Origin of the sequence: Citrobacter sp. Cpo030, assembly GCF_030333005.1 — a bacterium.
In the GTDB taxonomy this organism is placed as follows: Bacteria; Pseudomonadota; Gammaproteobacteria; order Enterobacterales; family Enterobacteriaceae; genus Citrobacter; species Citrobacter portucalensis.
The window spans coordinates 34,179-54,110 of record NZ_JAOWGT010000049.1 but is presented as its reverse complement, the minus strand read 5'-3'; the positions used below and the strand labels follow the sequence as shown (position 1 = coordinate 54,110).

Here is a 19,932-nt window from a genome sequence, read left to right as displayed (position 1 = left end):
TCTTTTCCTCATGATCAGTTGGTAATTTTCATGTGCAGCTGGAATGCGTTGGTTTTTCCCTCATCCTTCGCCGCGCCTTTTTGATATATTCTGATGGTATACTTACCGCTGGCAGGCAGTGTATTTTTATAAGTGTCACCACTCATCATGCCATCAAAAATGAATTGTTCGCCCGGCGCAATAATACTCATGAAAGGATGAGGCCAGGCGCTTTTCAAAACTGCCTGCATGGTCTGCCCTTTTTTGGCGACAAACGTATAATCTTTTGTTTTATCGCCCGTAATTGTCCCCTTGATATCTGCGCCACTGGTACCTTTCTTAAACTGGATTACATGCGTTTCATCCGCTTTATACGCCGCATGCGTAGGCACAGTTGCCAGCAGCAAACTTCCACAGAACATTGTACTGACAATTAGCTTTACACTTTTCACTTTATTAATACCCTCAGTCGTTATTGTATTTTTATAACATACTTCGCTGCACATTCATAAACTGGAAAGTGTCCATTTTTCGCTATTAGCAATGTTACTCAATAAATATCTGAATAAAATAACACTGACAGGCAGTAATTATATAAAAACGAGGTAAATAATCTTAAAATAAAATCCCTTCATTACACACATGCTGCAGGAAATGCGTTATTGCTTACTTTACGCCCATCTTGCCACCGCAAGGCAAAAGCAGCGTGATACGGTCTCAAGGATCAGGCCGTCGGAACACCACTCTGTTGGAGCGCTAACAGCATGGTCAGCAATTTGGCGATACTTGCTTCCCCATAACCCCGAACTCTGCACTGCTTTTTTTAAAGTTTTTAGAGGAACATTTTTCTGTTGTATAATGGCCTGCACTTTACCTAAATACACGAGTGCGACCATGATTGATACTTCCCTCCCCCTGACCGACGTCCATCGCCACCTTGATGGTAACATCCGTGCACAAACGATCCTGGATCTGGGTCGTCAGTTCAACTTAACGCTTCCGGCACAAACGTTGGAAACGCTGATCCCTCATGTGCAAGTCACATCAACTGAGCCAGATTTAGTAAGCTTTTTATCCAAGCTCGACTGGGGCGTGAAGGTACTGGCCTCGCTGGATGCCTGTCGTCGCGTGGCATTTGAGAATATTGAAGATGCAGCACGTAACGGTCTGCACTATGTAGAATTACGTTTTTCTCCAGGCTATATGGCGATGGCGCATCAGCTCCCGGTTGCAGGTGTGGTTGAAGCCGTCATCGCCGGCGTACGCGAGGGCTGCAAGACCTTTGGCGTCGAAGCACGCTTAATTGGCATTATGAGCCGTACTTTTGGCGAAGCCGCCTGCTTGCAGGAACTGGATGCACTGTTAGCCCACCGTGACCATATTACGGCACTGGACCTGGCCGGTGACGAACTGGGGTTCCCGGGCAGTCTGTTCCTGTCCCATTTCAACCAGGCACGCGACGCCGGCTGGCGTATTACCGTACATGCGGGCGAAGCCGCGGGACCAGAAAGCATCTGGCAGGCCATTAAAGAGCTGGGCGCTGAGCGTATTGGTCACGGCGTTAAAGCCGTTGAAGATCGTGCGTTGATGGATTACCTCGCCGAGCACCGTATCGGCATCGAATCCTGCCTGACATCAAATATTCAGACCAGCACCGTTGCCTCACTAGCGAACCATCCGCTGAAAACGTTCCTTGAGCATGGCGTTATCGCCAGTTTGAACACGGACGACCCGGCTGTTCAGGGCGTGGATATCATTCACGAGTACACCATTGCCGCACCAGCGGCGGGCCTAACGCGCGAACAAATCCGCCAGGCGCAAATCAACGGTCTGGAAATGGCATTCCTGAGTAACGAAGAGAAACGTACACTGCGCGAAAAAGTCGCCGCAGCGTAACAGGTAAAGTGCCGGATGGCGCTAACGCTTATCCGGCCTGCGTTGGTTTTCATTGTAGGCCGGATAAAATGCCTGAGCATCTCCATCCGGCATTAGCCCAATCAAGCAAGGCACAGCGTCGAACGATGTTTCGCGGATTCGATACCCAGCTCAATCAGCTCCATAATTTGGATAGCCTGTCTCGCTGGTACTGGGTTTTCACCGTTACCGTTTAGCGCATCACGAATACCAGCATAGTACGCCGGATAGTTGCCCGGTACGGTAAGCCAGGTTTCTTCAACCTGCTCTTCGCCTTCTACTCGCGTCAATACGCCATCACGCATATCATAACCCCAGTCTTCCTGTGGCAGTCGCTCGCCATTTTTCAGACGCTCTTCCTGCGGGTCAAGACCATACTTCACATAGCTGCCACGCGATCCGTGCACAATATAACGGGCCGATTCTGCGGCAGCGAGCATGGTGCCATGCAGGATCACACGACGTTGCGGATACGTCAGGATGGCATGGAAGTAATCCGTCGCCTGCGCGCCCGGGCGCAGCTGGGCAAGGTCTACCGTCAGGCTGACGGGCAAACCAAACAGGTTAATCGCCTGATCCAAAAGATGCGGTGCTAAATCGTACCAGATGCCGCTTCCCGGACCGCCCTGTTCACGCCAACGATCACGAACCTGCGGGCGGAAACGATCGAAATGGGATTCGAAATACGCCACCTCTCCCAAAACACCATCCGCCAGCAGAGCTTTCAGCGTCAGAAAATCACTGTCCCAGCGACGGTTATGGAACACAGACAGCACGCGCCCGAGGCTGCGCGCCAGCGCATCCAGCTCACGAGCTTGTGACAGTGTCACGGTAAAAGGTTTATCAACAACCACGTGTTTGCCCGCTTCCAGCGCAGCTTTCGCTAACGGAAAGTGCGTGTCGTTAGGCGTGGGGATCACAATCAGGTCGATATTTGGATCGTTAAAAAGATGCTTAGGCTCAGCAACAACCGCCACCGTAGGCCAGTCTGCCTTCACTTTTGCTTCATCACTACTGGAAACCGCAGCCAGTTCCAGGCCCGGCGTGCCCACAATCAGGGGGGCATGGAAGGTTTTGCTGGCATAACCATAGCCAATTAACCCAACGCGGATGTTGTCACTCATATTATTGCCTCTCAATTCAGGACTGACCTATTTCACACCATACCTTGCAACGTCTCAATAGTTTAATAACCTTTGCGCTACAAAGGTTGTTTTTTAACTTAAGTCAAACATATGCCACTTATGCTTAACTTGCAGCGAAAAAGAGGTAGAAATCGTTCCCAATCATCTTGCTGTATTAATGAGAGATTAGTAACATTTGCAGCCTGTGTTTATGGATAAATCAAAGCAAATGTCATCAGTAATGAATCGTCTTATTGAATTAACAGGTTGGATTGTTCTCGCCGTCTCCGTGATCCTGCTGGGTGTTGCCAATCATATTGACAATTACCAGCCGCCAGAGCCCGTTGCCGCAGTGCAGAAAAAATAAGCATCCGCAGCCTTTTATTGCCCGGCAATTAACATTGGTAGTTGCAGGGCTTGCCGGGAAAAGATCGCTTTCTGTCAAAAAAAGGGAATTATGCCGCATCCCGCTCCGCTGCATATTGCCAGCGATCGCTAAGCGCGTTACCCTTGCCAAAGACGCGCATAGCGCCTGCTTTTCACAGGTATGAACACTCTTCTTAAATTTGCACGTAAATCCGCTTTTACCTGTGCACGTTGTTTATTTTTATATTTTCTACTCCGTTGGTATTATTTTATTAATATGGATCTGCATTTATGACTGTTCAGGATTACTTATTAAAATTCCGCAAAATCAGTTCACTCGAAAGTCTGGAAAAGCTGTTCGACCATCTAAACTACACGCTCACCGACGATAGCGACATCATCAATATGTACCGTGCCGCAGACCATCGCCGTGCGGAGCTTATATCCGGAGGCCGTCTGTTTGATGTTGGTCAGGTACCTAAATCAGTCTGGCATTACGTGCAATAAAGAAGAAAGTAGCGCTCAACGTTAAAAGCTTTATAATAATTGCCCCAAAATGAATGGCATGATTGATTGCGCGCGTAAACCTGGAGAAGAGATGACTACCACACCGGCACAACGTATCGGAGGCTGGCTACTTGGGCCACTGGCCTGGCTGTTAGTCGCGTTGTTGAGCGCTTCGCTGGCGTTATTACTTTATGTCACTGCGCTGGCTACACCGCAAACCTTCAAAACGCTGGGTGAGCAAAGTACGGCAAACTTGCTGTTATGGGGCGTCTCTTTTGTTACCGCGATCGCCATGTGGTATTACACACTGTGGCTGACGATTGCGTTTTTCAAACGCCGAGCCTGTGTGCCTAAGCATTACATTCTGTGGCTGCTGATCTCCGTGTTGCTGGCGATTAAAGCGTTTGCGTTTTCACCCGTTCCAGACGCTTTTGCCGTGCGCCAACTGCTGTTCCCATTACTGGCCGCAGCACTGTTGGTGCCCTACTTCAAACGATCGCAGCGCGTTAAATCGACGTTTGTGAACCCGTAATAACCCTACAGTTAACCTGTTGTCGCCTGTTGTAGATTGTCAGATAATAGGCGGCTTTTTTATTTCAGGCCGAAAAATGACTGATTACCTGCTGCTGTTTGTCGGAACTGTACTGGTCAATAACTTTGTACTGGTCAAGTTTCTGGGCCTCTGCCCGTTTATGGGTGTTTCCAAAAAACTGGAAACCGCAATGGGTATGGGCCTTGCCACGACGTTTGTCATGACGCTGGCCTCCATTTGCGCATGGCTGATTGATACCTGGATCCTAATCCCTCTCAATCTCATCTATCTGCGCACGCTGGCTTTTATTCTGGTTATCGCCGTCGTCGTGCAGTTTACCGAAATGGTTGTGCGTAAAACCAGCCCTGCGCTGTACCGCCTGCTGGGGATCTTCCTACCGCTGATCACCACTAACTGCGCAGTGTTAGGTGTGGCGCTACTGAACATCAACCTCGGCCATAACTTTTTACAGTCGGCACTATACGGTTTTTCCGCCGCCGTCGGCTTCTCGCTGGTGATGGTACTGTTCGCTGCGATCCGCGAACGCCTCGCCGTAGCGGACGTCCCAGCGCCGTTTCGCGGCAATGCGATTGCGCTGATTACTGCTGGTTTAATGTCATTGGCCTTTATGGGCTTTAGTGGTTTGGTGAAGTTGTAATGAATGCTATCTGGATTGCCGTTGCCGCAGTGAGTCTACTGGGTCTGGCGTTCGGCGCTATTTTGGGGTACGCCTCGCGACGTTTTGCCGTTGAAGATGATCCGGTCGTGGAGAAAATTGATGAAATTCTCCCGCAAAGCCAGTGTGGACAGTGCGGCTATCCGGGCTGTCATCCTTACGCTGAAGCGATAGGCTCTCAGGGTGAAAAAATTAACCGTTGCGCCCCCGGTGGCGAAGCGGTGATGTTAAAAATTGCCGCTCTGCTGAACGTCGACCCGCAACCTATTGATGGCGATGAACAAGACGTTACGCCGGTGCGAATGCTGGCGGTCATTGATGAAAATAACTGTATTGGGTGCACTAAGTGTATTCAGGCCTGCCCGGTCGATGCGATCGTGGGCGCGACCCGCTCCATGCACACGGTAATGAGCGATCTCTGCACCGGGTGCAACCTGTGCGTTGACCCGTGCCCGACGCAATGTATTGAATTACGCCCGGTAGCCGAGACACCCGATAGTTGGAAATGGGATTTAAACACCATCCCTGTGCGCATCATTCCCGTGGAACAACATGTTTAAGTTATTCTCTGCATTCAGAAAAAATAAAATCTGGGACTTTGATGGCGGCATTCATCCACCAGAAATGAAAACCCAGTCAAACGGAACGCCGTTGCGACAGGTTCCGCTGGCGCCGCGTTTCGTTATTCCGCTGAAACAACATATTGGTGCGGAGGGTGAACTGTGCGTAAACGTGGGTGACACCGTGCTGCGTGGTCAGGCCTTAACCCGCGGGCGTGGCAAAATGCTTCCAGTCCATGCGCCAACATCAGGCACCGTGGTTGCTATTGCGCCGCATTCCACCGCACATCCTTCGGCACTCGCTGAGCTGAGCGTCATCATAGACGCCGATGGCGAAGACCGCTGGATTGAGCGAGACGGCTGGACCGACTACCGCTCCCACAGCCGGGAAGAGCTGATTGCGCGTATTCATCAGTACGGCGTCGCCGGACTGGGTGGCGCGGGTTTTCCCACCGGCGTTAAACTGCAGGGCGGTGGAGATAAAATTGAAACCCTGATCATTAACGCCGCCGAATGCGAGCCGTACATTACGGCAGATGACCGCCTGATGCAGGACTGTGCCGCTCAGGTCGTCGAAGGTATCCGCATCCTGGCGCACATTCTTCAGCCACGCGAGATCCTCCTTGGTATCGAAGATAACAAACCGCAGGCAATATCTATGCTGCGCGCGGTGCTGGCTGATTCACACGACATTAGCCTACGCGTGATCCCCACCAAGTACCCGTCCGGCGGGGCCAAGCAGTTAACACAAATCCTGACCGGCAAGCAGGTTCCCCACGGCGGACGCTCCTCTGATATCGGCGTATTGATGCAAAACGTCGGAACCGCCTATGCAATTAAACGGGCAGTAATTGACGGAGAGCCGATCACCGAACGTGTCGTGACGCTTACCGGTGAAGCCGTCAGCCGTCCGGGCAACGTCTGGGCGCGTTTAGGCACGCCGGTTCGTCATCTGCTCAACGATGCGGGCTTCTGCCCTTCCGCCGACCAGATGGTGATTATGGGCGGGCCGCTGATGGGTTTTACGCTGCCGTGGCTGGATGTCCCGGTGGTGAAGATAACCAACTGTCTTCTGGCACCCTCTGCCAGTGAAATGGGTGAAACACCGGAAGAGAAAGGCTGCATTCGCTGTAGCGCATGCGCCGATGCCTGTCCGGCGGATCTCCTGCCGCAACAACTTTATTGGTTCAGTAAAGGGCAGCAGCACGACAAGGCAACGGCCCATAATATCGCCGACTGCATTGAGTGCGGTGCCTGCGCCTGGGTATGCCCAAGCAATATTCCGCTGGTGCAATATTTCCGTCAGGAAAAAGCCGAGATTTACGCCATTAGCCAGGAAGAAAAACGCGCCGCTGAAGCGAAAGCTCGGTTTGAAGCCCGCCAGGCGCGCCTTGAACGTGAAAAAGCAGCGCGTCTTGAACGCCATAAGAGCGCTGCTGCTCAGCCGGCGGCCAAAGATCATGATGCCATTGCTGCCGCGCTGGCTCGTGTAAAAGAAAAGCAGGCTCAGGCGCTACAGCCAGTGGTCATTCAGGCAGGCGTAAAACCTGACAATAGTGCCGTGATTGCCGCACGCGAGGCGCGTAAGGCGCAAGCTCGTGCCTCCCGTAAGGAAAATCCGCCGCAAAGTGATGGCAGCAGCACGGGTACAGACCCGCGTAAAGCCGCCGTGGAAGCGGCAATTGCCCGTGCCAAAGCCCGCAAACTTGAACAAGAACAGGTAACGGAAACGGCCGAACCGGCTGATCCGCGTAAAGCCGCCGTGGAAGCGGCAATTGCCCGCGCCAAAGCCCGCAAACTTGAACAAGAACAGGTAACGGAAACGGCCGAACCGGCTGATCCGCGTAAAGCCGCCGTCGAAGCGGCAATCGCCCGCGCCAAAGCCCGCAAACTTGAGCAAGAAGCGGTAACGGAAACGGCCGAACCGGTTGATCCGCGTAAAGCCGCCGTGGAAGCAGCAATCGCCCGCGCCAAGGCCCGCAAGCTCGAGCAGCAGGCGGTAGCTGAAACAGCCGAGCCGGTTGATCCACGTAAAGCCGCCGTCGCGGCCGCTATCGCACGCGCTCAGGCTAAGAAAGCCGCACAGCAGCAGGTTGTAAACGAGGAATAAATGGTATTCAGAATAGCAAGCTCCCCTTATACCCATAACCAGCGCCAGACATCGCGTATCATGATGCTGGTATTACTTGCTGCATTGCCGGGGATCGCCGCTCAGCTGTGGTTCTTTGGCTGGGGCACGTTGTTTCAGATAGTTCTCGCATCCATCAGCGCTATTGCTGCCGAAGCGGGTGTGCTTAAACTGCGTAAACAACCCATTGTGCCGATTTTAAAAGACAACTCTGCGTTACTCACCGGGTTGCTTTTGGCCGTCAGTATTCCGCCCCTCGCGCCATGGTGGATGGTGGTATTAGGCACGGTATTTGCGGTTATCATTGCGAAACAGCTGTATGGCGGGCTCGGGCAGAACCCGTTTAACCCTGCCATGATTGGTTATGTCGTGCTGCTCATCTCATTTCCGGTACAGATGACCAGTTGGCTGCCGCCGCATGAAATTGCGGCCACGGTGCCTGGTTTTTTTGACGCACTGAACGTTATCTTTAACGGACATACCGCCAGCGGTGGGGATATGAATTCGCTGCGTATGGGCATCGATGGTATCAGTCAGGCAACGCCTCTTGATACCTTTAAGACATCCCTGCATGCAGGACGTACCGTTGAGCAGGTGATGCAATACCCGATCTACAGCGGCATGCTGGCAGGCGCTGGCTGGCAGTGGGTGAACCTTGCCTGGCTGGTGGGCGGTATCGTGCTGTTATGGCAAAAAGCGATTCGCTGGCATATCCCGGTTAGCTTCCTGCTGTCACTCGCCGTTTGTGCCACTTTGGGCTGGATATTTTCGCCAGAATCGCTGGCCTCGCCTCAGTTGCACCTCCTTTCCGGCGCGACAATGTTAGGTGCGTTCTTTATTCTTACCGATCCCGTTACGGCATCAACAACCAACCGCGGTCGCCTGATTTTTGGCGCACTTGCTGGCCTGTTAGTATGGTTGATTCGCAGTTTTGGCGGTTATCCTGATGGCGTGGCTTTTGCCGTATTGCTGGCGAATATCACGGTTCCCCTGATTGATTATTACACTCGCCCTCGCGTGTACGGACATCGCTAAGGAGTCCCTATGCTGAAAACGATTCGTAAACACGGTATTACGCTGGCGCTGTTTGCCGCAGGCTCGACGGGGTTAACTGCAGCAATCAATCAATTAACCAAGTCAACCATTGATGAACAGGCCGCGATACAGCAAAAAACGCTGTTCGATCAGGTTCTGCCTGGGGATCGCTACAATAATAACTTGTCTGAAAGTTGCTATCTGGTCGATGCACCGGCGTTGGGCAAAGGTACGCATCGCGTATATATTGCCCGCCAGGACGATCGCCCCGTTGCAGCAATTCTTGAAGCTACGGCGCCAGATGGTTATTCCGGAGCGATTCAACTACTGGTGGGTGTCGATTTCACGGGTACCGTGTTGGGTACGCGGGTTACCGAACACCATGAAACGCCGGGGCTGGGCGACAAAATCGAACTGCGACTGTCCGACTGGATCACCCATTTTAGCGGTAAAACAATCGCGGCGGGTAATGACTCTCACTGGGCAGTGAAAAAAGATGGCGGCGACTTTGACCAGTTTACTGGCGCAACCATTACACCCCGTGCGGTAGTTAACGCGGTTAAACGTGCCGGCCTGTATGCGCAGACACTGCCTGCGCAACTCCCTCAACTTAGCGCCTGTGGAGAATAACCATGAGCGAAATTAAAGACGTTATTGTCCAGGGGTTATGGAAAAATAACTCCGCGCTTGTGCAGCTACTCGGGATGTGTCCGCTGTTGGCCGTCACTTCTACCGCCACTAACGCGCTGGGTCTGGGACTCGCGACTACGCTCGTCCTGACGCTGACCAACCTGACGATTTCAGCCCTTCGTCGCTGGACACCGCCTGAAATCCGTATCCCGATTTATGTCATGATTATCGCCTCCGTGGTGAGTGCGGTACAGATGTTGATCAATGCCTACGCCTTCGGCCTGTATCAGTCTCTGGGCATCTTCATCCCGCTGATTGTAACCAACTGCATTGTTGTTGGCCGTGCTGAAGCCTTCGCCGCCAAAAAGGGCCCTGCGTTATCCGCACTCGATGGTTTCTCCATCGGCATGGGCGCAACCGGTGCCATGTTTGTTCTGGGTTCGCTGCGTGAAATAATTGGTAACGGTACACTGTTTGATGGCGCAGACGGTTTGTTGGGTAGCTGGGCCAAAGTCTTGCGCGTTGAGATCTTCCATACTGATACGCCGTTTCTGCTGGCCATGCTGCCACCGGGCGCGTTTATTGGCCTGGGTCTGATGCTGGCGGTGAAGTATCTGATTGATGAGAAAATGAAGAAACGTCGTGCCGAGGCAGCTGTCGTGGACAGTCCCGCGGGTGAAACAGGGAATGCGTAATGAACAAAGCAAAACGTCTGGAAATACTGACGCGCCTGCGGGATAACAACCCGCATCCGACAACCGAGCTTAATTTTACATCGCCGTTTGAACTGTTGATTTCGGTCTTACTCTCCGCACAAGCGACCGATGTCAGCGTCAATAAAGCGACGGCTAAGCTATACCCCGTCGCCAATACGCCTGCTGCGATGCTGGGGCTCGGCGTTGAAGGTGTTAAGTCCTACATCAAGACAATCGGTTTGTTTAACAGCAAAGCGGAAAACGTAATTAAAACCTGCCGCATTCTGCTGGAACAACATAATGGTGAAGTGCCTGAAGACCGTGCGGCGTTAGAAGCTCTCCCCGGAGTTGGGCGAAAGACAGCTAATGTGGTGTTAAATACCGCCTTTGGCTGGCCCACTATCGCTGTAGATACCCACATTTTTCGCGTCTGTAATCGCACGCAATTCGCCCCGGGTAAAAACGTCGAGCAGGTTGAAGAGAAGCTGCTGAAAGTCGTACCCAGTGAATTTAAAGTCGATTGCCATCACTGGTTAATTCTTCACGGCCGCTACACCTGCATCGCCAGAAAGCCGCGCTGTGGTTCCTGTATTATTGAAGATCTCTGCGAATTCAAAGAGAAAGTCGATATCTAATGCTGCCGGGGCATCCTCCTAGCCCCTTACATACATAACGATTAGTTATGCACTCCCTAGCGTTTATTTTCCCGACAATGATGCCATTCAATTGCTCATATCTAATGCAATATTCTTGTTAATTAACACCTGAGCAGGTTAATCGTTTTTTTAGCAAAAGAAATTTCTATCTATACGTGATCCAGATCATCCAGCTAACACAATGTTAATAAATTTTTATTTTTTAGTTAAGGTGACAATTAGATGACCTAACTGCACAGTTTCTAAACAAAACATTACACTGCCTATTTTTCAGATAATGGCCTATATCACTGGATTCAACCTTAAATAGCAGAACATATCGCCACATTGCGGTTCTGGCGGTGATTAAACAGTGTAAAAATCTGCCATTTTAGAAATGAAGAAATTTAACGCTAGATAACATTTCACGGTCCCGACGATTTCACCAGTCATGATATATGTAACAGATTATTACAAACCACTTGTCTGAATGGTCAAGATAGTGAACATTACTTGCCGTTTCCCCTCCCACTATAACAATCGGACGGATGAACTTGACTCATCACGTACCTGAACACCCCCGTTGATATGGGATGTAAAAAAAGAGGTAAAAGTGTCTACTGCAAACAATAAACCAACAGAAAGCGTAAGTTTAAACGCCTTCAAACAACCAAAAGCGTTCTATCTCATTTTCTCTATTGAGCTGTGGGAACGTTTTGGTTATTACGGCCTGCAAGGGATTATGGCCGTCTACCTGGTTAAACAGCTGGGTATGTCAGAAGCGGATTCCATCACCCTTTTCTCGTCCTTTAGCGCCCTGGTGTACGGTCTGGTTGCCATTGGCGGCTGGTTAGGTGATAAAGTTCTGGGAACAAAACGTGTCATTATGCTGGGCGCCGTTGTGCTGGCCATCGGTTATGCGTTGGTAGCATGGTCCGGTCACGATGCGGGTATCGTTTATATGGGCATGGCGGCCATCGCGGTCGGTAACGGCCTGTTTAAAGCAAACCCATCCTCCCTGCTCTCTACCTGCTATGCCAAAGATGACCCGCGTCTTGATGGTGCATTTACCATGTACTACATGTCCGTCAACATCGGTTCATTCTTCTCTATGCTGGCAACGCCATGGTTGGCTGCGCGTTACGGCTGGAGCACCGCGTTCGCTCTGAGCGTCGTGGGTATGCTGATTACCGTTGTTAACTTCGCATTCTGTCAGCGCTGGGTTAAACAGTACGGTTCTAAACCTGACTTTGAACCGATCAACTTCCGTAACCTGCTGCTGACCATTGCTGGCGTTGTGGTACTGATCGCGATTGCAACCTGGTTGCTGCACAACCAGCAGATCGCACGTATGGTTCTGGGCGTCATTGCGCTGGGTATCGTGTTCATCTTCGGTAAAGAAGCCTTCACCATGCACGGTGCTGCGCGTCGTAAAATGATCGTCGCCTTCATCCTGATGCTGGAAGCGATTATCTTCTTCGTGCTGTACAGCCAGATGCCGACCTCACTGAACTTCTTTGCGATTCGTAACGTTGAGCACTCTATTCTTGGCATTGCTTTCGAACCTGAACAGTACCAGGCACTGAACCCGTTCTGGATCATCATTGGTAGCCCAATCCTCGCTGCTATCTATAACAAGATGGGCGATACCCTGCCGATGCCGACCAAGTTTGCGATTGGTATGGTGCTGTGTTCCGGTGCATTCCTGATCCTGCCGCTGGGCGCGAAATTCGCTACCGATGCAGGCATCGTTTCCGTTAACTGGCTGATTATCTGCTACGGTCTGCAAAGTATCGGTGAGCTGATGATCTCCGGTCTGGGTCTGGCAATGGTGGCACAGTTGGTTCCGCAACGCCTGATGGGCTTCATCATGGGTAGCTGGTTCCTGACCACTGCCGGTGCAAACATCATCGGTGGCTACGTCGCTAACATGATGGCTGTACCAGAGAACGTGACTGACCCGCTGATGTCCCTTGAAGTCTACGGTCGTGTGTTCCTGCAGATTGGTGTCGCAACGGCTGTTATCGCTGTTCTGATGCTGCTGACGGCTCCGAAACTGAACCGTATGACTCAGGACGATGACGTCAATGAGAAAGCCTCTAAGGCCGCGACAGCGTAATTCTCAGGGAAACTCATTTTCGGCCGCTAACTGTTGTTAGCGGCTTTTTTTTTGCCTGAGGTAGCACTACCATACGATATACCTCAGCCAAAAGGAGTTACCGATGAAACTGTTCTACAAACCGGGCGCATGTTCTCTCGCTTCCCACATCACACTTCGTGAGAGCGGTAAAGATTTCACGCTGGATGGTGTTGATCTGATGAAGAAACGTCTGGAAAATGGCGATGATTTTTTCGCGGTAAACCCAAAAGGGCAAGTTCCCGCACTGTTGCTGGATGACGGTACGCTACTTACCGAAGGTGTCGCCATCATGCAATACCTGGCGGACAGCGTGCCAGACCGCCAGCTCCTTGCCCCTACCAGCAGCCTCTCCCGTTACAAAACTATCGAATGGCTTAACTACATTGCGACAGAACTGCATAAAGGCTTTACGCCACTGTTCCGTCCCGATACGCCGGAAGACTTCAAGCCAACCGTTCGCGCGCTACTGGAGAAAAAAATGCAGTATGTGAACGACTCGCTGAAAGATAACCAATGGATCTGCGGCCCGCGCTTCAGCATCGCCGATGCATATCTGTTTACCGTACTGCGTTGGGCCTATGCGGTTAAGCTGAATATGGCAGGATTAAGTAATATTGACGCCTATATGGCGCGAATGGCTGAACGCCCGGCGGTTGCTGCTGCGCTGAAAGCAGAAGGCTTAAATTAATTGTTGTTGCCGGGTGGCACTTGCACATACCCGGCCTACAGCTAAAAATATGCCCGATAAGCGTGAGCGCCATCGGGCATCGATTACAGCTGAGTTGCGCTAAAGTAGTGTTCAGGCTTGGCGATACGGTCCTGCGCGGCCACGACCTGTAGCTCATACTCGTGCATCTCTTTGGTAGTGATCATCACTTCGTACACCGCCGCAGTCACATGCTCAAGCGCCTGCTGTAAAGACGCGCCCTGCAGCAGTTTCACCAGTAACAAGCCACTCGTCACATCACCCACACCAACCGGTTGACGTGCGCCAAAATCGACTAACGGGCGACTGATATGCCACGCTTGTTCAGCGGTGACCAGCAGCATCTCGAAACGGTCGGTGCTGATACCTGCGCGTGCCAGATGCTTCACCAGTACAATTTCAGGTCCCTGAGCGATCAGTTCACGCGCTGCTGCAACGGCCTCACCGACATTATTCACCGCATGCTCGCACAGAATTTCGAGCTCAACCAGATTTGGGGCAATAATGTCACTGGCAGGAAGCGCATGGCGTACATGAAATTCCGCCACTCCGGGTGCGACGATACACCCCTTTTCAGGGTGTCCCATCACAGGGTCGCAAAAGTATTTTGCCTGCGGGTTTGCCGCTTTTACTTTGCGAACAATACCCAGAATATGCTCGCCCTGTTCTGCTGAGCCAAGATAGCCGCTCAGTACTGCGTCACAGGTCTGGAGTTTATCAATATCAGCAATGCCCTGAACAATTTCAGTCAGGTGGCTCGGCGGCATAACGCAACCGGTCCATTTGCCATACTGCGTGTGGTTTGAAAACTGAACGGTATTCAGCGGCCAGACATTTGCGCCAAGACGACGCATCGGAAATTCTGCTGCACTATTGCCCGCATGACCAAAAACAACGTGGGACTGGATGGCGAGGATATTCTTCATTTTACTTACCACAACCCTGAAAAAATAAAGGGGCGTAGTTTCCCACGCCCCTGCTAACTCAATCTTACTTCCAGCAAATCAGACAATAGTTCTTCTTGCCACGGCGCAGTAAGGTATAGCGCCCGAACAGGATATCACTCTCCTGGAAGAAATATTCCGGATCGGACTGCTTCTCACCGTTGATGGTTACCGCGTTTGACGCAATGGTCTTACGTGCCTGACCGCGAGAAGGCTGCAGCTCAGAGTCCACCAGCGCCTGCATCAAATCGGCACCTTTGTCCATCTCGATCATCGGCACGCCATCCTGCGCCAGCTGTTCGAAATCTGCTTCACTCAAATCGCTGAGATTGCCGTTGAACAAGCTTTCGGTAATGCGTTTTGCCGCGACCAGACCTTCTTCACCGTGAACCAGACGCGTAACCTGTTCGGCCAGGACATACTGGGCACGCGGCGCTTTACCGCTGTTTTTATCTTCTTCTTCCAGCGCATTGATCTCTTCAATGTCCATGAAAGTGAAGAATTTCAGGAAGCGATAAACGTCCGCATCGGCGGTGTTGATCCAGAACTGGTAGAATTTATATGGACTGGTTTTCTTCGGATCCAGCCACACTGCGCCGCCTTCCGTCTTACCGAATTTGGTGCCGTCAGCTTTAGTAATCAGCGGAACGGTCAGACCAAACACCTGATTCTGGTGCAAACGACGGGTTAAATCGATACCCGAAGTAATGTTACCCCACTGATCAGAACCACCAATCTGCAGTGCCACGCCGTGCAGTTTGTTCAGGCAGGCAAAGTCATAACCCTGCAGCAGGTTGTAAGAAAACTCGGTAAAGGAGATCCCCTGATCGTCACGGTTCAGACGCTGCTTAACCGCTTCTTTGTTGATCATCTGGTTAACGGAGAAGTGTTTGCCGATATCGCGCAGGAAAGTCAGTACGTTCATACCGCCAAACCAGTCGTAGTTGTTCGCAGCAATCGCCGAGTTGTCGCCACAGTCGAAATCGAGGAACGGTGCAACCTGTTTGCGGATTTTATCCACCCACTCCTGCACGGTGTCTTCGGTATTCAGTTTACGCTCGGCGGCTTTAAAGCTCGGGTCACCAATCAGACCGGTTGCGCCACCTACCAGTGCAACAGGCTTATGGCCTGCCTGCTGGAAGCGTTTCAGGCATAACAATGGAACCAGATGCCCCAAATGCAAGCTGTCAGCGGTAGGATCGAAGCCGCAATAGAGCGCGATCGGGCCTTGCGCCAGTCGCTCTGCTAACGCTTCCTCGTCCGTCACCTGGGCCACCAGCCCCCGCTCTTGCAATTGTTTAATCAAGTTACTGCTTGCCATCAAAATCTCCATGTATAAAACGACTGCACCTTTGCCGGTACACGACTTTTCGCCTGATGCGAAAGAAACATAGAATAAAGCGCCGGATTGATCAGCACCAGCGCTTAAAACAAGAAATTTGCATCTTTAGGGGGCCAGGCGATCAATTTTCCACGCGTTATCTTCGCGTTGGTATAAAAAACGATCGTGCAGACGGTTTTCACCGCCCTGCCAGAACTCCATTTGTTCAATACTCACGCGAAAGCCGCCCCAGAAACTGGGCAGAGGAACTTCCCCTTGCTGAAACTTCTGCTTCAGTTCGAGGAATTTGCTTTCGAGAATACCGCGCGCGGAGATCCGACTGGATTGTTTTGAGACCCAGGCGCCAATCTGACTGTCGCGTGGGCGACTGTGGAAGTATTTCACCACTTCGAGTGTGGAAAGACGCTCTGCCTTGCCGATCACCATCACCTGCCGTTCCAGCGTATGCCAGGGAAATAAAAGGCTGATGCGTGGATTTTTCTCGATCTGATGCGCCTTACGGCTGCCAAGGTTGGTATAGAACACCAACCCTTTGTCATCATAATGTTTGAGTAACACGATGCGCTGATAAGGCTGGCCATTTTCATCGACAGTCGCAACGACCATTGCGGTGGGATCGGCCAGTTTGGCATCACAGGCTTGCCCCAGCCAGCGCTCAAACAGCGCAAGGGGTTCGGCGGGAAGATCGCGGCGGCGAAGACCGCCTTTCGTGTATTCACGGCGCAGATGCGCGATTTGCTGCAATTCGTCGTTATCAGACATGATGTTGGGCTACGGATTGTCAGTGGGTAACGATATTGTGCGCCGCCCAGGTGAAAATCTCAACGCTTCGGGTTCTGTAACTGACAGTTATTTAGCACAATTCTGTCTCGTTTATAGACCGTTGCCTCGTCGCCTTTAGACCAAAATACGTAGATACCATCGGTATAACGTGCACCTGATGCCGACACGCCCTGTTTGAGGTTCAATAGTTGATTATCATAAACAAAGCTTGCCGTCTGGCGGGTATTGTTCAGCTTCACGGTCAGCGGTTTTTCGTCGCAGCGGTATTCAAGCGTATCCGTTTGCATACGCTCGACAAATTGGTTGTACACACTACAACCGCTAAGCAGTACGGGCAGACACACTAACAACAGTTTTTTCATAGCCATATCCTGAAGACTTTCCTGGTCCTGGAGGGTAATGGCACCCTCCCTAATATCCTTAGTTTACCGGCATACCGCGCTGAATAATTTCAGTTAACTCTGAGTTCGCGGATTGGCAGGATAAATTGCCCCTAAAACACTCGGCTCTGACGCCCCAGTCACAGACGGTAAATTTCCCGGCAATCCGGCCAGTGTTCGCCACGCCAACCATGCAAAGGCTAACGCTTCCATATCATCACCGCTGATCCCGGCTTCATCGGTTGAGGTGACCTCTGTACCCGGTAATAATGCCGCCAGACGCATCATCAGCAGTGGATTACGACTGCCACCACCACATACCATGAGTCGATCACAGCCGCCGCTTAACAAGACCTGCTCTGAAATGGTTACTGCCGTCAGTTCGGCAAGCGTCGCCTGTACATCTCGTGGGCTAATTCCCGGAAACTGCGCCAGATGACGCTCTATCCAGCCGTAATTAAAATACTCACGGCCGGTGCTTTTCGGCGCAGGCGCGGAAAAATAAGGGTCGTTAAGCATATTCTGCAGCAACGGTAAGATCACCGTTCCTGAAATGGCCCACTGCGCATCTTTGTCGTAGGGCTGGCCACATTGCCTCCAGATCCAGGCATCCATCAGCATATTGCCCGGCCCGGTGTCGTATCCACGAACGGGTTGTTGCGGAATAAGCAGAGACAGATTGGCAATACCGCCGATGTTTAACACCATTCGCCGTTCCGTTGGATGTGCCAGCAGTGCCTGATGAAACGCGGGAACGAGCGGTGCACCCTGCCCGCCAAGGGCGATATCACGTCGACGAAAATCGCCGACTACGGTTATCCCGGTACGCGCGACAATCTGGTTGTTATCACCAATTTGCAGCGTGTGCGGCGCAGCACCGTTCGGTTCATGCCACACGGTTTGCCCGTGACAACCAATCGCAACGATATCCTGCGGTTTCAATTTTTCTTGCACCAACAGCGCATTCACCGCCTCAGCAAATAGATAACCGAGCTGTGCATCTAACTGACCAAACTGAGAAAGAGTAAGCTGCTGCCCCTGGCAGATATCCAGAATCGCTTGTTTAACATGAATGGGGATGGGCCAGGTCAGACTCGCCTGCTGCGCAACCATCGTTTCATCTATTGTCGCCAGCACAACATCGACGCCATCAAGGCTGGTTCCAGACATTACACCGATAAAACGGCCCGATTTCATAGGTCATCCTTTTAAGCAAATTAGCCTTGACACTCAACCATAAAGTGTCGACTAATGCCATGCTTCCTTAATGATTTTTGGTGGCTAATCATTACAATGATCGTTTAATTACATCAATTACATGAATGATTCGTTTATACTCGGTTGATCCAATTTCGGTTAAGATTTTCATATTGTTCCAGTAGAACATGTGACCTTAGGCTCACAAATGCCATATAATTTAACCATGAAGGGTGTTTTATTAGCGTTTCGTGGTGACAAAGGAGATTTGTAAATGATTAAACGTGTGCTGATTGTTTCATTAATGGGCGTATCTTTAGCGGGTTGCGTTAACAATGATAGCCTTTCAGGCGACGTATATACCGCATCCGAAGCGAAACAAGTTCAGAACGTTACCTACGGTACGATTGTTCATGTTCGTCCGGTGCAAATCCAGGGTGGCGATGACGCAAACGTGATTGGTGCTATTGGTGGTGCGGTACTCGGCGGGTTCCTTGGTAACACCGTCGGCGGCGGTACGGGTCGTTCATTAGCGACGGCTGCAGGTGCAGTTGCCGGTGGCGTAGCGGGTCAAGGCGTACAAGGTGCGATGAATAAAACCCAGGGTGTGGAACTGGAAATCCGTAAGGATGATGGTAATACCATCATGGTGGTTCAGAAACAGGGTGCGACCAAGTTTTCAGCCGGCCAGCGCGTTGTTATGGCTAACAACGGCAGCCAGGTTACCGTGTCTCCACGCTAATCGAATTCACGTGTGGTCAGGCTCTGGCCACACGTAACTTATCGTTTCAATCCTGTGACTGCAGTTCAATAATATTGTGTTCGAGTTTGGCAACCAGCTTAATCAGCAGATCAATTTCCTCAGCTGAAATCCCTTCCAGAATTTCTCCACGTGTTTTGTTGATCACCGCTTCCATATCAGCGATCAGCGGCTCAGCCTTCTCTGTCAGTTTAATTCTCTTAGCTCGACGATCGCTGGCGCAAGTCTGTCGTGAAATGAGTCCCTTTTCTTCCAACTGGTCAAGCGTACGTACCAGCGAAGGCTGCTCGATGCCAATCGCTTTAGCCAGCTGAATCTGCGATTGATCCGGCGGCAACTGATGAATGTTGTGCAGCGTAACCCAATGCGTCTGCGTCAACTCCAGAGGTTTCAGGCGATGGTCAATCAGAGCACGCCAAATGCGCACCAACCGTGCCAGATCAGAACCTAATGGCGATTCCAATTTCATCTCCTTATAATTAGCTTGCTAAGTTATTGTGCTGATTTTAGAATAGTGTGCAGCATTTGTATTCCCAAAACAAATGTATTGCCAAATTTGCTTACCGGCTGACATTTTTTCAGACATTATGCGTTACGGAGACTCATTGTCTCTTTTTTGCTAAACCTATAGCAATGCTCTCTTCCGCCAAGGATTTTGCCCGTGAAGTTTATGTTTAATGCAACAGGATTGCCCCTACAAGATTTAATGATCGGCGCATCTGTCTACTTCCCTCCTGTTTTCAAGGCGATTGTAGCAGGATTTATTCTCTGGCTGGTTGTTCATCGCCTGCTGCGCGACTGGATTTACTCCGGCGAAATCTGGCATCCCCTGCTAATGGATCTGTCACTCTTTACGCTTTGTGTGTGTCTGGCCTTTGTTATGCTGATAGCGTGGTGAT

General features: G+C 51.2%; 24 protein-coding genes. 15 read left to right on the top strand and 9 right to left on the bottom strand.

From position 1 onward, the window contains the following. Nucleotides 1-14: 14 nt before the first annotated feature. Both OGY37_RS07115 and OGY37_RS07110 read right to left on the bottom strand, forming a co-directional pair. Entirely contained in the window at nucleotides 15-431 is a 417-nt protein-coding gene (locus tag OGY37_RS07115; protein WP_003832810.1) for a hypothetical protein, read from the bottom strand. Between the two features lie 219 nt (nucleotides 432-650). Continuing rightward, entirely contained in the window at nucleotides 651-875 is a 225-nt protein-coding gene (locus OGY37_RS07110; protein WP_149280903.1) for a hypothetical protein, read from the bottom strand. On the opposite strand from OGY37_RS07110, the gene add reads away from it, so the two are divergent. Further along, nucleotides 874-1,875, top strand: coding sequence for an adenosine deaminase (add, locus tag OGY37_RS07105; protein WP_149280902.1), 1,002 nt, complete (start codon nucleotides 874-876; stop codon nucleotides 1,873-1,875). The two genes, OGY37_RS07110 and add, sit on opposite strands and share 2 nt — an antisense overlap. A 101-nt stretch (nucleotides 1,876-1,976) precedes the next feature. Here the strand turns inward: add and OGY37_RS07100 are convergent, their stop codons facing one another. Then, a complete protein-coding gene (locus OGY37_RS07100; protein ID WP_071446495.1) occupies nucleotides 1,977-3,017 on the bottom strand; it encodes an oxidoreductase in 1,041 nt (346 codons plus the stop codon). A 241-nt stretch (nucleotides 3,018-3,258) separates the two neighbouring features. On the opposite strand from OGY37_RS07100, the gene blr reads away from it, so the two are divergent. The 12 genes from blr to gstA all read left to right on the top strand — a co-directional run bounded on the left by blr (nucleotide 3,259) and on the right by gstA (nucleotide 13,609). After that, the gene (gene blr, locus OGY37_RS07095; RefSeq protein WP_003029134.1) at nucleotides 3,259-3,384 is read left to right on the top strand and encodes a division septum protein Blr; all 126 of its coding nucleotides are present in this window, start codon (nucleotides 3,259-3,261) and stop codon (nucleotides 3,382-3,384) included. A 290-nt stretch (nucleotides 3,385-3,674) separates the two neighbouring features. Then, nucleotides 3,675-3,890, top strand: a complete 216-nt coding sequence (ydgT, locus tag OGY37_RS07090; RefSeq protein ID WP_003832804.1) for a transcription modulator YdgT — start codon at nucleotides 3,675-3,677, stop codon at nucleotides 3,888-3,890. A gap of 91 nt (nucleotides 3,891-3,981) precedes the next feature. Further along, nucleotides 3,982-4,422, top strand: a complete 441-nt coding sequence (locus tag OGY37_RS07085; RefSeq protein ID WP_003832803.1) for a DUF2569 domain-containing protein — start codon at nucleotides 3,982-3,984, stop codon at nucleotides 4,420-4,422. A 76-nt stretch (nucleotides 4,423-4,498) separates the two neighbouring features. Further along, entirely contained in the window at nucleotides 4,499-5,080 is a 582-nt protein-coding gene (gene rsxA, locus OGY37_RS07080) for an electron transport complex subunit RsxA (protein ID WP_003029144.1), read from the top strand. Beyond that, entirely contained in the window at nucleotides 5,080-5,658 is a 579-nt protein-coding gene (rsxB, locus tag OGY37_RS07075) for an electron transport complex subunit RsxB (RefSeq protein ID WP_003832800.1), read from the top strand. Before rsxA ends, rsxB begins: the two co-directional genes overlap by 1 nt. Then, nucleotides 5,651-7,768: an electron transport complex subunit RsxC gene (rsxC, locus tag OGY37_RS07070; RefSeq protein ID WP_286620423.1), complete on the top strand. Its 2,118-nt coding sequence runs from the start codon at nucleotides 5,651-5,653 to the stop codon at nucleotides 7,766-7,768. The genes rsxB and rsxC overlap by 8 nt, the downstream gene beginning before the upstream one ends. Beyond that, nucleotides 7,769-8,821 carry an electron transport complex subunit RsxD gene (gene rsxD / locus OGY37_RS07065; protein WP_003832796.1) on the top strand — a complete coding sequence of 351 codons (1,053 nt, stop codon included), beginning with the start codon at nucleotides 7,769-7,771 and terminating at the stop codon, nucleotides 8,819-8,821. A gap of 9 nt (nucleotides 8,822-8,830) precedes the next feature. Continuing rightward, nucleotides 8,831-9,451 (top strand): electron transport complex subunit RsxG, encoded by a 621-nt coding sequence (gene rsxG / locus OGY37_RS07060; RefSeq protein WP_063941551.1) that lies wholly within the window; start codon nucleotides 8,831-8,833, stop codon nucleotides 9,449-9,451. 2 nt (nucleotides 9,452-9,453) lie between these two features. Continuing rightward, nucleotides 9,454-10,146, top strand: a complete 693-nt coding sequence (locus OGY37_RS07055; protein ID WP_008784678.1) for an electron transport complex subunit E — start codon at nucleotides 9,454-9,456, stop codon at nucleotides 10,144-10,146. Continuing rightward, nucleotides 10,146-10,781 (top strand): endonuclease III, encoded by a 636-nt coding sequence (gene nth / locus OGY37_RS07050; RefSeq protein ID WP_126318206.1) that lies wholly within the window; start codon nucleotides 10,146-10,148, stop codon nucleotides 10,779-10,781. The genes OGY37_RS07055 and nth overlap by 1 nt, the downstream gene beginning before the upstream one ends. 613 nt (nucleotides 10,782-11,394) lie before the next feature. Next, nucleotides 11,395-12,900, top strand: a complete 1,506-nt coding sequence (gene dtpA, locus OGY37_RS07045; protein WP_020996425.1) for a dipeptide/tripeptide permease DtpA — start codon at nucleotides 11,395-11,397, stop codon at nucleotides 12,898-12,900. Between the two features lie 103 nt (nucleotides 12,901-13,003). Then, nucleotides 13,004-13,609 (top strand): glutathione transferase GstA, encoded by a 606-nt coding sequence (gene gstA / locus OGY37_RS07040; RefSeq protein WP_003832787.1) that lies wholly within the window; start codon nucleotides 13,004-13,006, stop codon nucleotides 13,607-13,609. An 83-nt stretch (nucleotides 13,610-13,692) separates the two neighbouring features. Here the strand turns inward: gstA and pdxY are convergent, their stop codons facing one another. From pdxY to anmK, 5 genes are all read right to left on the bottom strand, one after another. Then, nucleotides 13,693-14,553: a pyridoxal kinase PdxY gene (gene pdxY, locus OGY37_RS07035; RefSeq protein WP_003832785.1), complete on the bottom strand. Its 861-nt coding sequence runs from the start codon at nucleotides 14,551-14,553 to the stop codon at nucleotides 13,693-13,695. A 64-nt stretch (nucleotides 14,554-14,617) separates the two neighbouring features. Beyond that, the gene (gene tyrS / locus OGY37_RS07030; RefSeq protein WP_003029168.1) at nucleotides 14,618-15,892 is read right to left on the bottom strand and encodes a tyrosine--tRNA ligase; all 1,275 of its coding nucleotides are present in this window, start codon (nucleotides 15,890-15,892) and stop codon (nucleotides 14,618-14,620) included. A 126-nt stretch (nucleotides 15,893-16,018) separates the two neighbouring features. Beyond that, nucleotides 16,019-16,675, bottom strand: coding sequence for a pyridoxamine 5'-phosphate oxidase (gene pdxH, locus OGY37_RS07025; RefSeq protein ID WP_003029169.1), 657 nt, complete (start codon nucleotides 16,673-16,675; stop codon nucleotides 16,019-16,021). A 59-nt stretch (nucleotides 16,676-16,734) separates the two neighbouring features. Beyond that, nucleotides 16,735-17,064, bottom strand: a complete 330-nt coding sequence (gene mliC / locus OGY37_RS07020; protein ID WP_003029170.1) for a C-type lysozyme inhibitor — start codon at nucleotides 17,062-17,064, stop codon at nucleotides 16,735-16,737. An 87-nt stretch (nucleotides 17,065-17,151) separates the two neighbouring features. Next, nucleotides 17,152-18,273, bottom strand: a complete 1,122-nt coding sequence (anmK, locus tag OGY37_RS07015) for an anhydro-N-acetylmuramic acid kinase (RefSeq protein ID WP_003832781.1) — start codon at nucleotides 18,271-18,273, stop codon at nucleotides 17,152-17,154. A 274-nt stretch (nucleotides 18,274-18,547) separates the two neighbouring features. On the opposite strand from anmK, the gene slyB reads away from it, so the two are divergent. Next, nucleotides 18,548-19,015, top strand: coding sequence for an outer membrane lipoprotein SlyB (gene slyB, locus OGY37_RS07010; RefSeq protein WP_003029175.1), 468 nt, complete (start codon nucleotides 18,548-18,550; stop codon nucleotides 19,013-19,015). Between the two features lie 46 nt (nucleotides 19,016-19,061). Here the strand turns inward: slyB and slyA are convergent, their stop codons facing one another. Next, nucleotides 19,062-19,502: a transcriptional regulator SlyA gene (gene slyA, locus OGY37_RS07005; protein WP_122973940.1), complete on the bottom strand. Its 441-nt coding sequence runs from the start codon at nucleotides 19,500-19,502 to the stop codon at nucleotides 19,062-19,064. Between the two features lie 192 nt (nucleotides 19,503-19,694). Here slyA and OGY37_RS07000 point away from each other — a divergent pair, with 192 nt between their 5' ends. Next, nucleotides 19,695-19,931 (top strand): DUF1656 domain-containing protein, encoded by a 237-nt coding sequence (locus OGY37_RS07000; RefSeq protein WP_003029180.1) that lies wholly within the window; start codon nucleotides 19,695-19,697, stop codon nucleotides 19,929-19,931. Nucleotide 19,932: the final 1 nt, after the last annotated feature.

What these genes read in the sequence shown, in the direction of transcription:
- gstA (WP_003832787.1), top strand. Translation starts at nt 13,004, where the DNA reads ATGAAACTGTTCTACAAACCGGGCGCATGTTCTCTCGCTTCCCACATC.
- rsxB (WP_003832800.1), top strand. Translation starts at nt 5,080, where the DNA reads ATGAATGCTATCTGGATTGCCGTTGCCGCAGTGAGTCTACTGGGTCTG.
- slyA (WP_122973940.1), bottom strand. Translation starts at nt 19,502, where the DNA reads ATGAAATTGGAATCGCCATTAGGTTCTGATCTGGCACGGTTGGTGCGC.
- rsxC (WP_286620423.1), top strand. Translation starts at nt 5,651, where the DNA reads ATGTTTAAGTTATTCTCTGCATTCAGAAAAAATAAAATCTGGGACTTT.
- nth (WP_126318206.1), top strand. Translation starts at nt 10,146, where the DNA reads ATGAACAAAGCAAAACGTCTGGAAATACTGACGCGCCTGCGGGATAAC.
- rsxG (WP_063941551.1), top strand. Translation starts at nt 8,831, where the DNA reads ATGCTGAAAACGATTCGTAAACACGGTATTACGCTGGCGCTGTTTGCC.
- pdxY (WP_003832785.1), bottom strand. Translation starts at nt 14,553, where the DNA reads ATGAAGAATATCCTCGCCATCCAGTCCCACGTTGTTTTTGGTCATGCG.
- ydgT (WP_003832804.1), top strand. Translation starts at nt 3,675, where the DNA reads ATGACTGTTCAGGATTACTTATTAAAATTCCGCAAAATCAGTTCACTC.
- OGY37_RS07100 (WP_071446495.1), bottom strand. Translation starts at nt 3,017, where the DNA reads ATGAGTGACAACATCCGCGTTGGGTTAATTGGCTATGGTTATGCCAGC.
- rsxA (WP_003029144.1), top strand. Translation starts at nt 4,499, where the DNA reads ATGACTGATTACCTGCTGCTGTTTGTCGGAACTGTACTGGTCAATAAC.
- pdxH (WP_003029169.1), bottom strand. Translation starts at nt 16,675, where the DNA reads ATGTCTGATAACGACGAATTGCAGCAAATCGCGCATCTGCGCCGTGAA.
- add (WP_149280902.1), top strand. Translation starts at nt 874, where the DNA reads ATGATTGATACTTCCCTCCCCCTGACCGACGTCCATCGCCACCTTGAT.
- OGY37_RS07110 (WP_149280903.1), bottom strand. Translation starts at nt 875, where the DNA reads ATGGTCGCACTCGTGTATTTAGGTAAAGTGCAGGCCATTATACAACAG.
- OGY37_RS07055 (WP_008784678.1), top strand. Translation starts at nt 9,454, where the DNA reads ATGAGCGAAATTAAAGACGTTATTGTCCAGGGGTTATGGAAAAATAAC.
- tyrS (WP_003029168.1), bottom strand. Translation starts at nt 15,892, where the DNA reads ATGGCAAGCAGTAACTTGATTAAACAATTGCAAGAGCGGGGGCTGGTG.
- OGY37_RS07085 (WP_003832803.1), top strand. Translation starts at nt 3,982, where the DNA reads ATGACTACCACACCGGCACAACGTATCGGAGGCTGGCTACTTGGGCCA.
- blr (WP_003029134.1), top strand. Translation starts at nt 3,259, where the DNA reads ATGAATCGTCTTATTGAATTAACAGGTTGGATTGTTCTCGCCGTCTCC.
- slyB (WP_003029175.1), top strand. Translation starts at nt 18,548, where the DNA reads ATGATTAAACGTGTGCTGATTGTTTCATTAATGGGCGTATCTTTAGCG.
- anmK (WP_003832781.1), bottom strand. Translation starts at nt 18,273, where the DNA reads ATGAAATCGGGCCGTTTTATCGGTGTAATGTCTGGAACCAGCCTTGAT.
- mliC (WP_003029170.1), bottom strand. Translation starts at nt 17,064, where the DNA reads ATGGCTATGAAAAAACTGTTGTTAGTGTGTCTGCCCGTACTGCTTAGC.
- rsxD (WP_003832796.1), top strand. Translation starts at nt 7,769, where the DNA reads ATGGTATTCAGAATAGCAAGCTCCCCTTATACCCATAACCAGCGCCAG.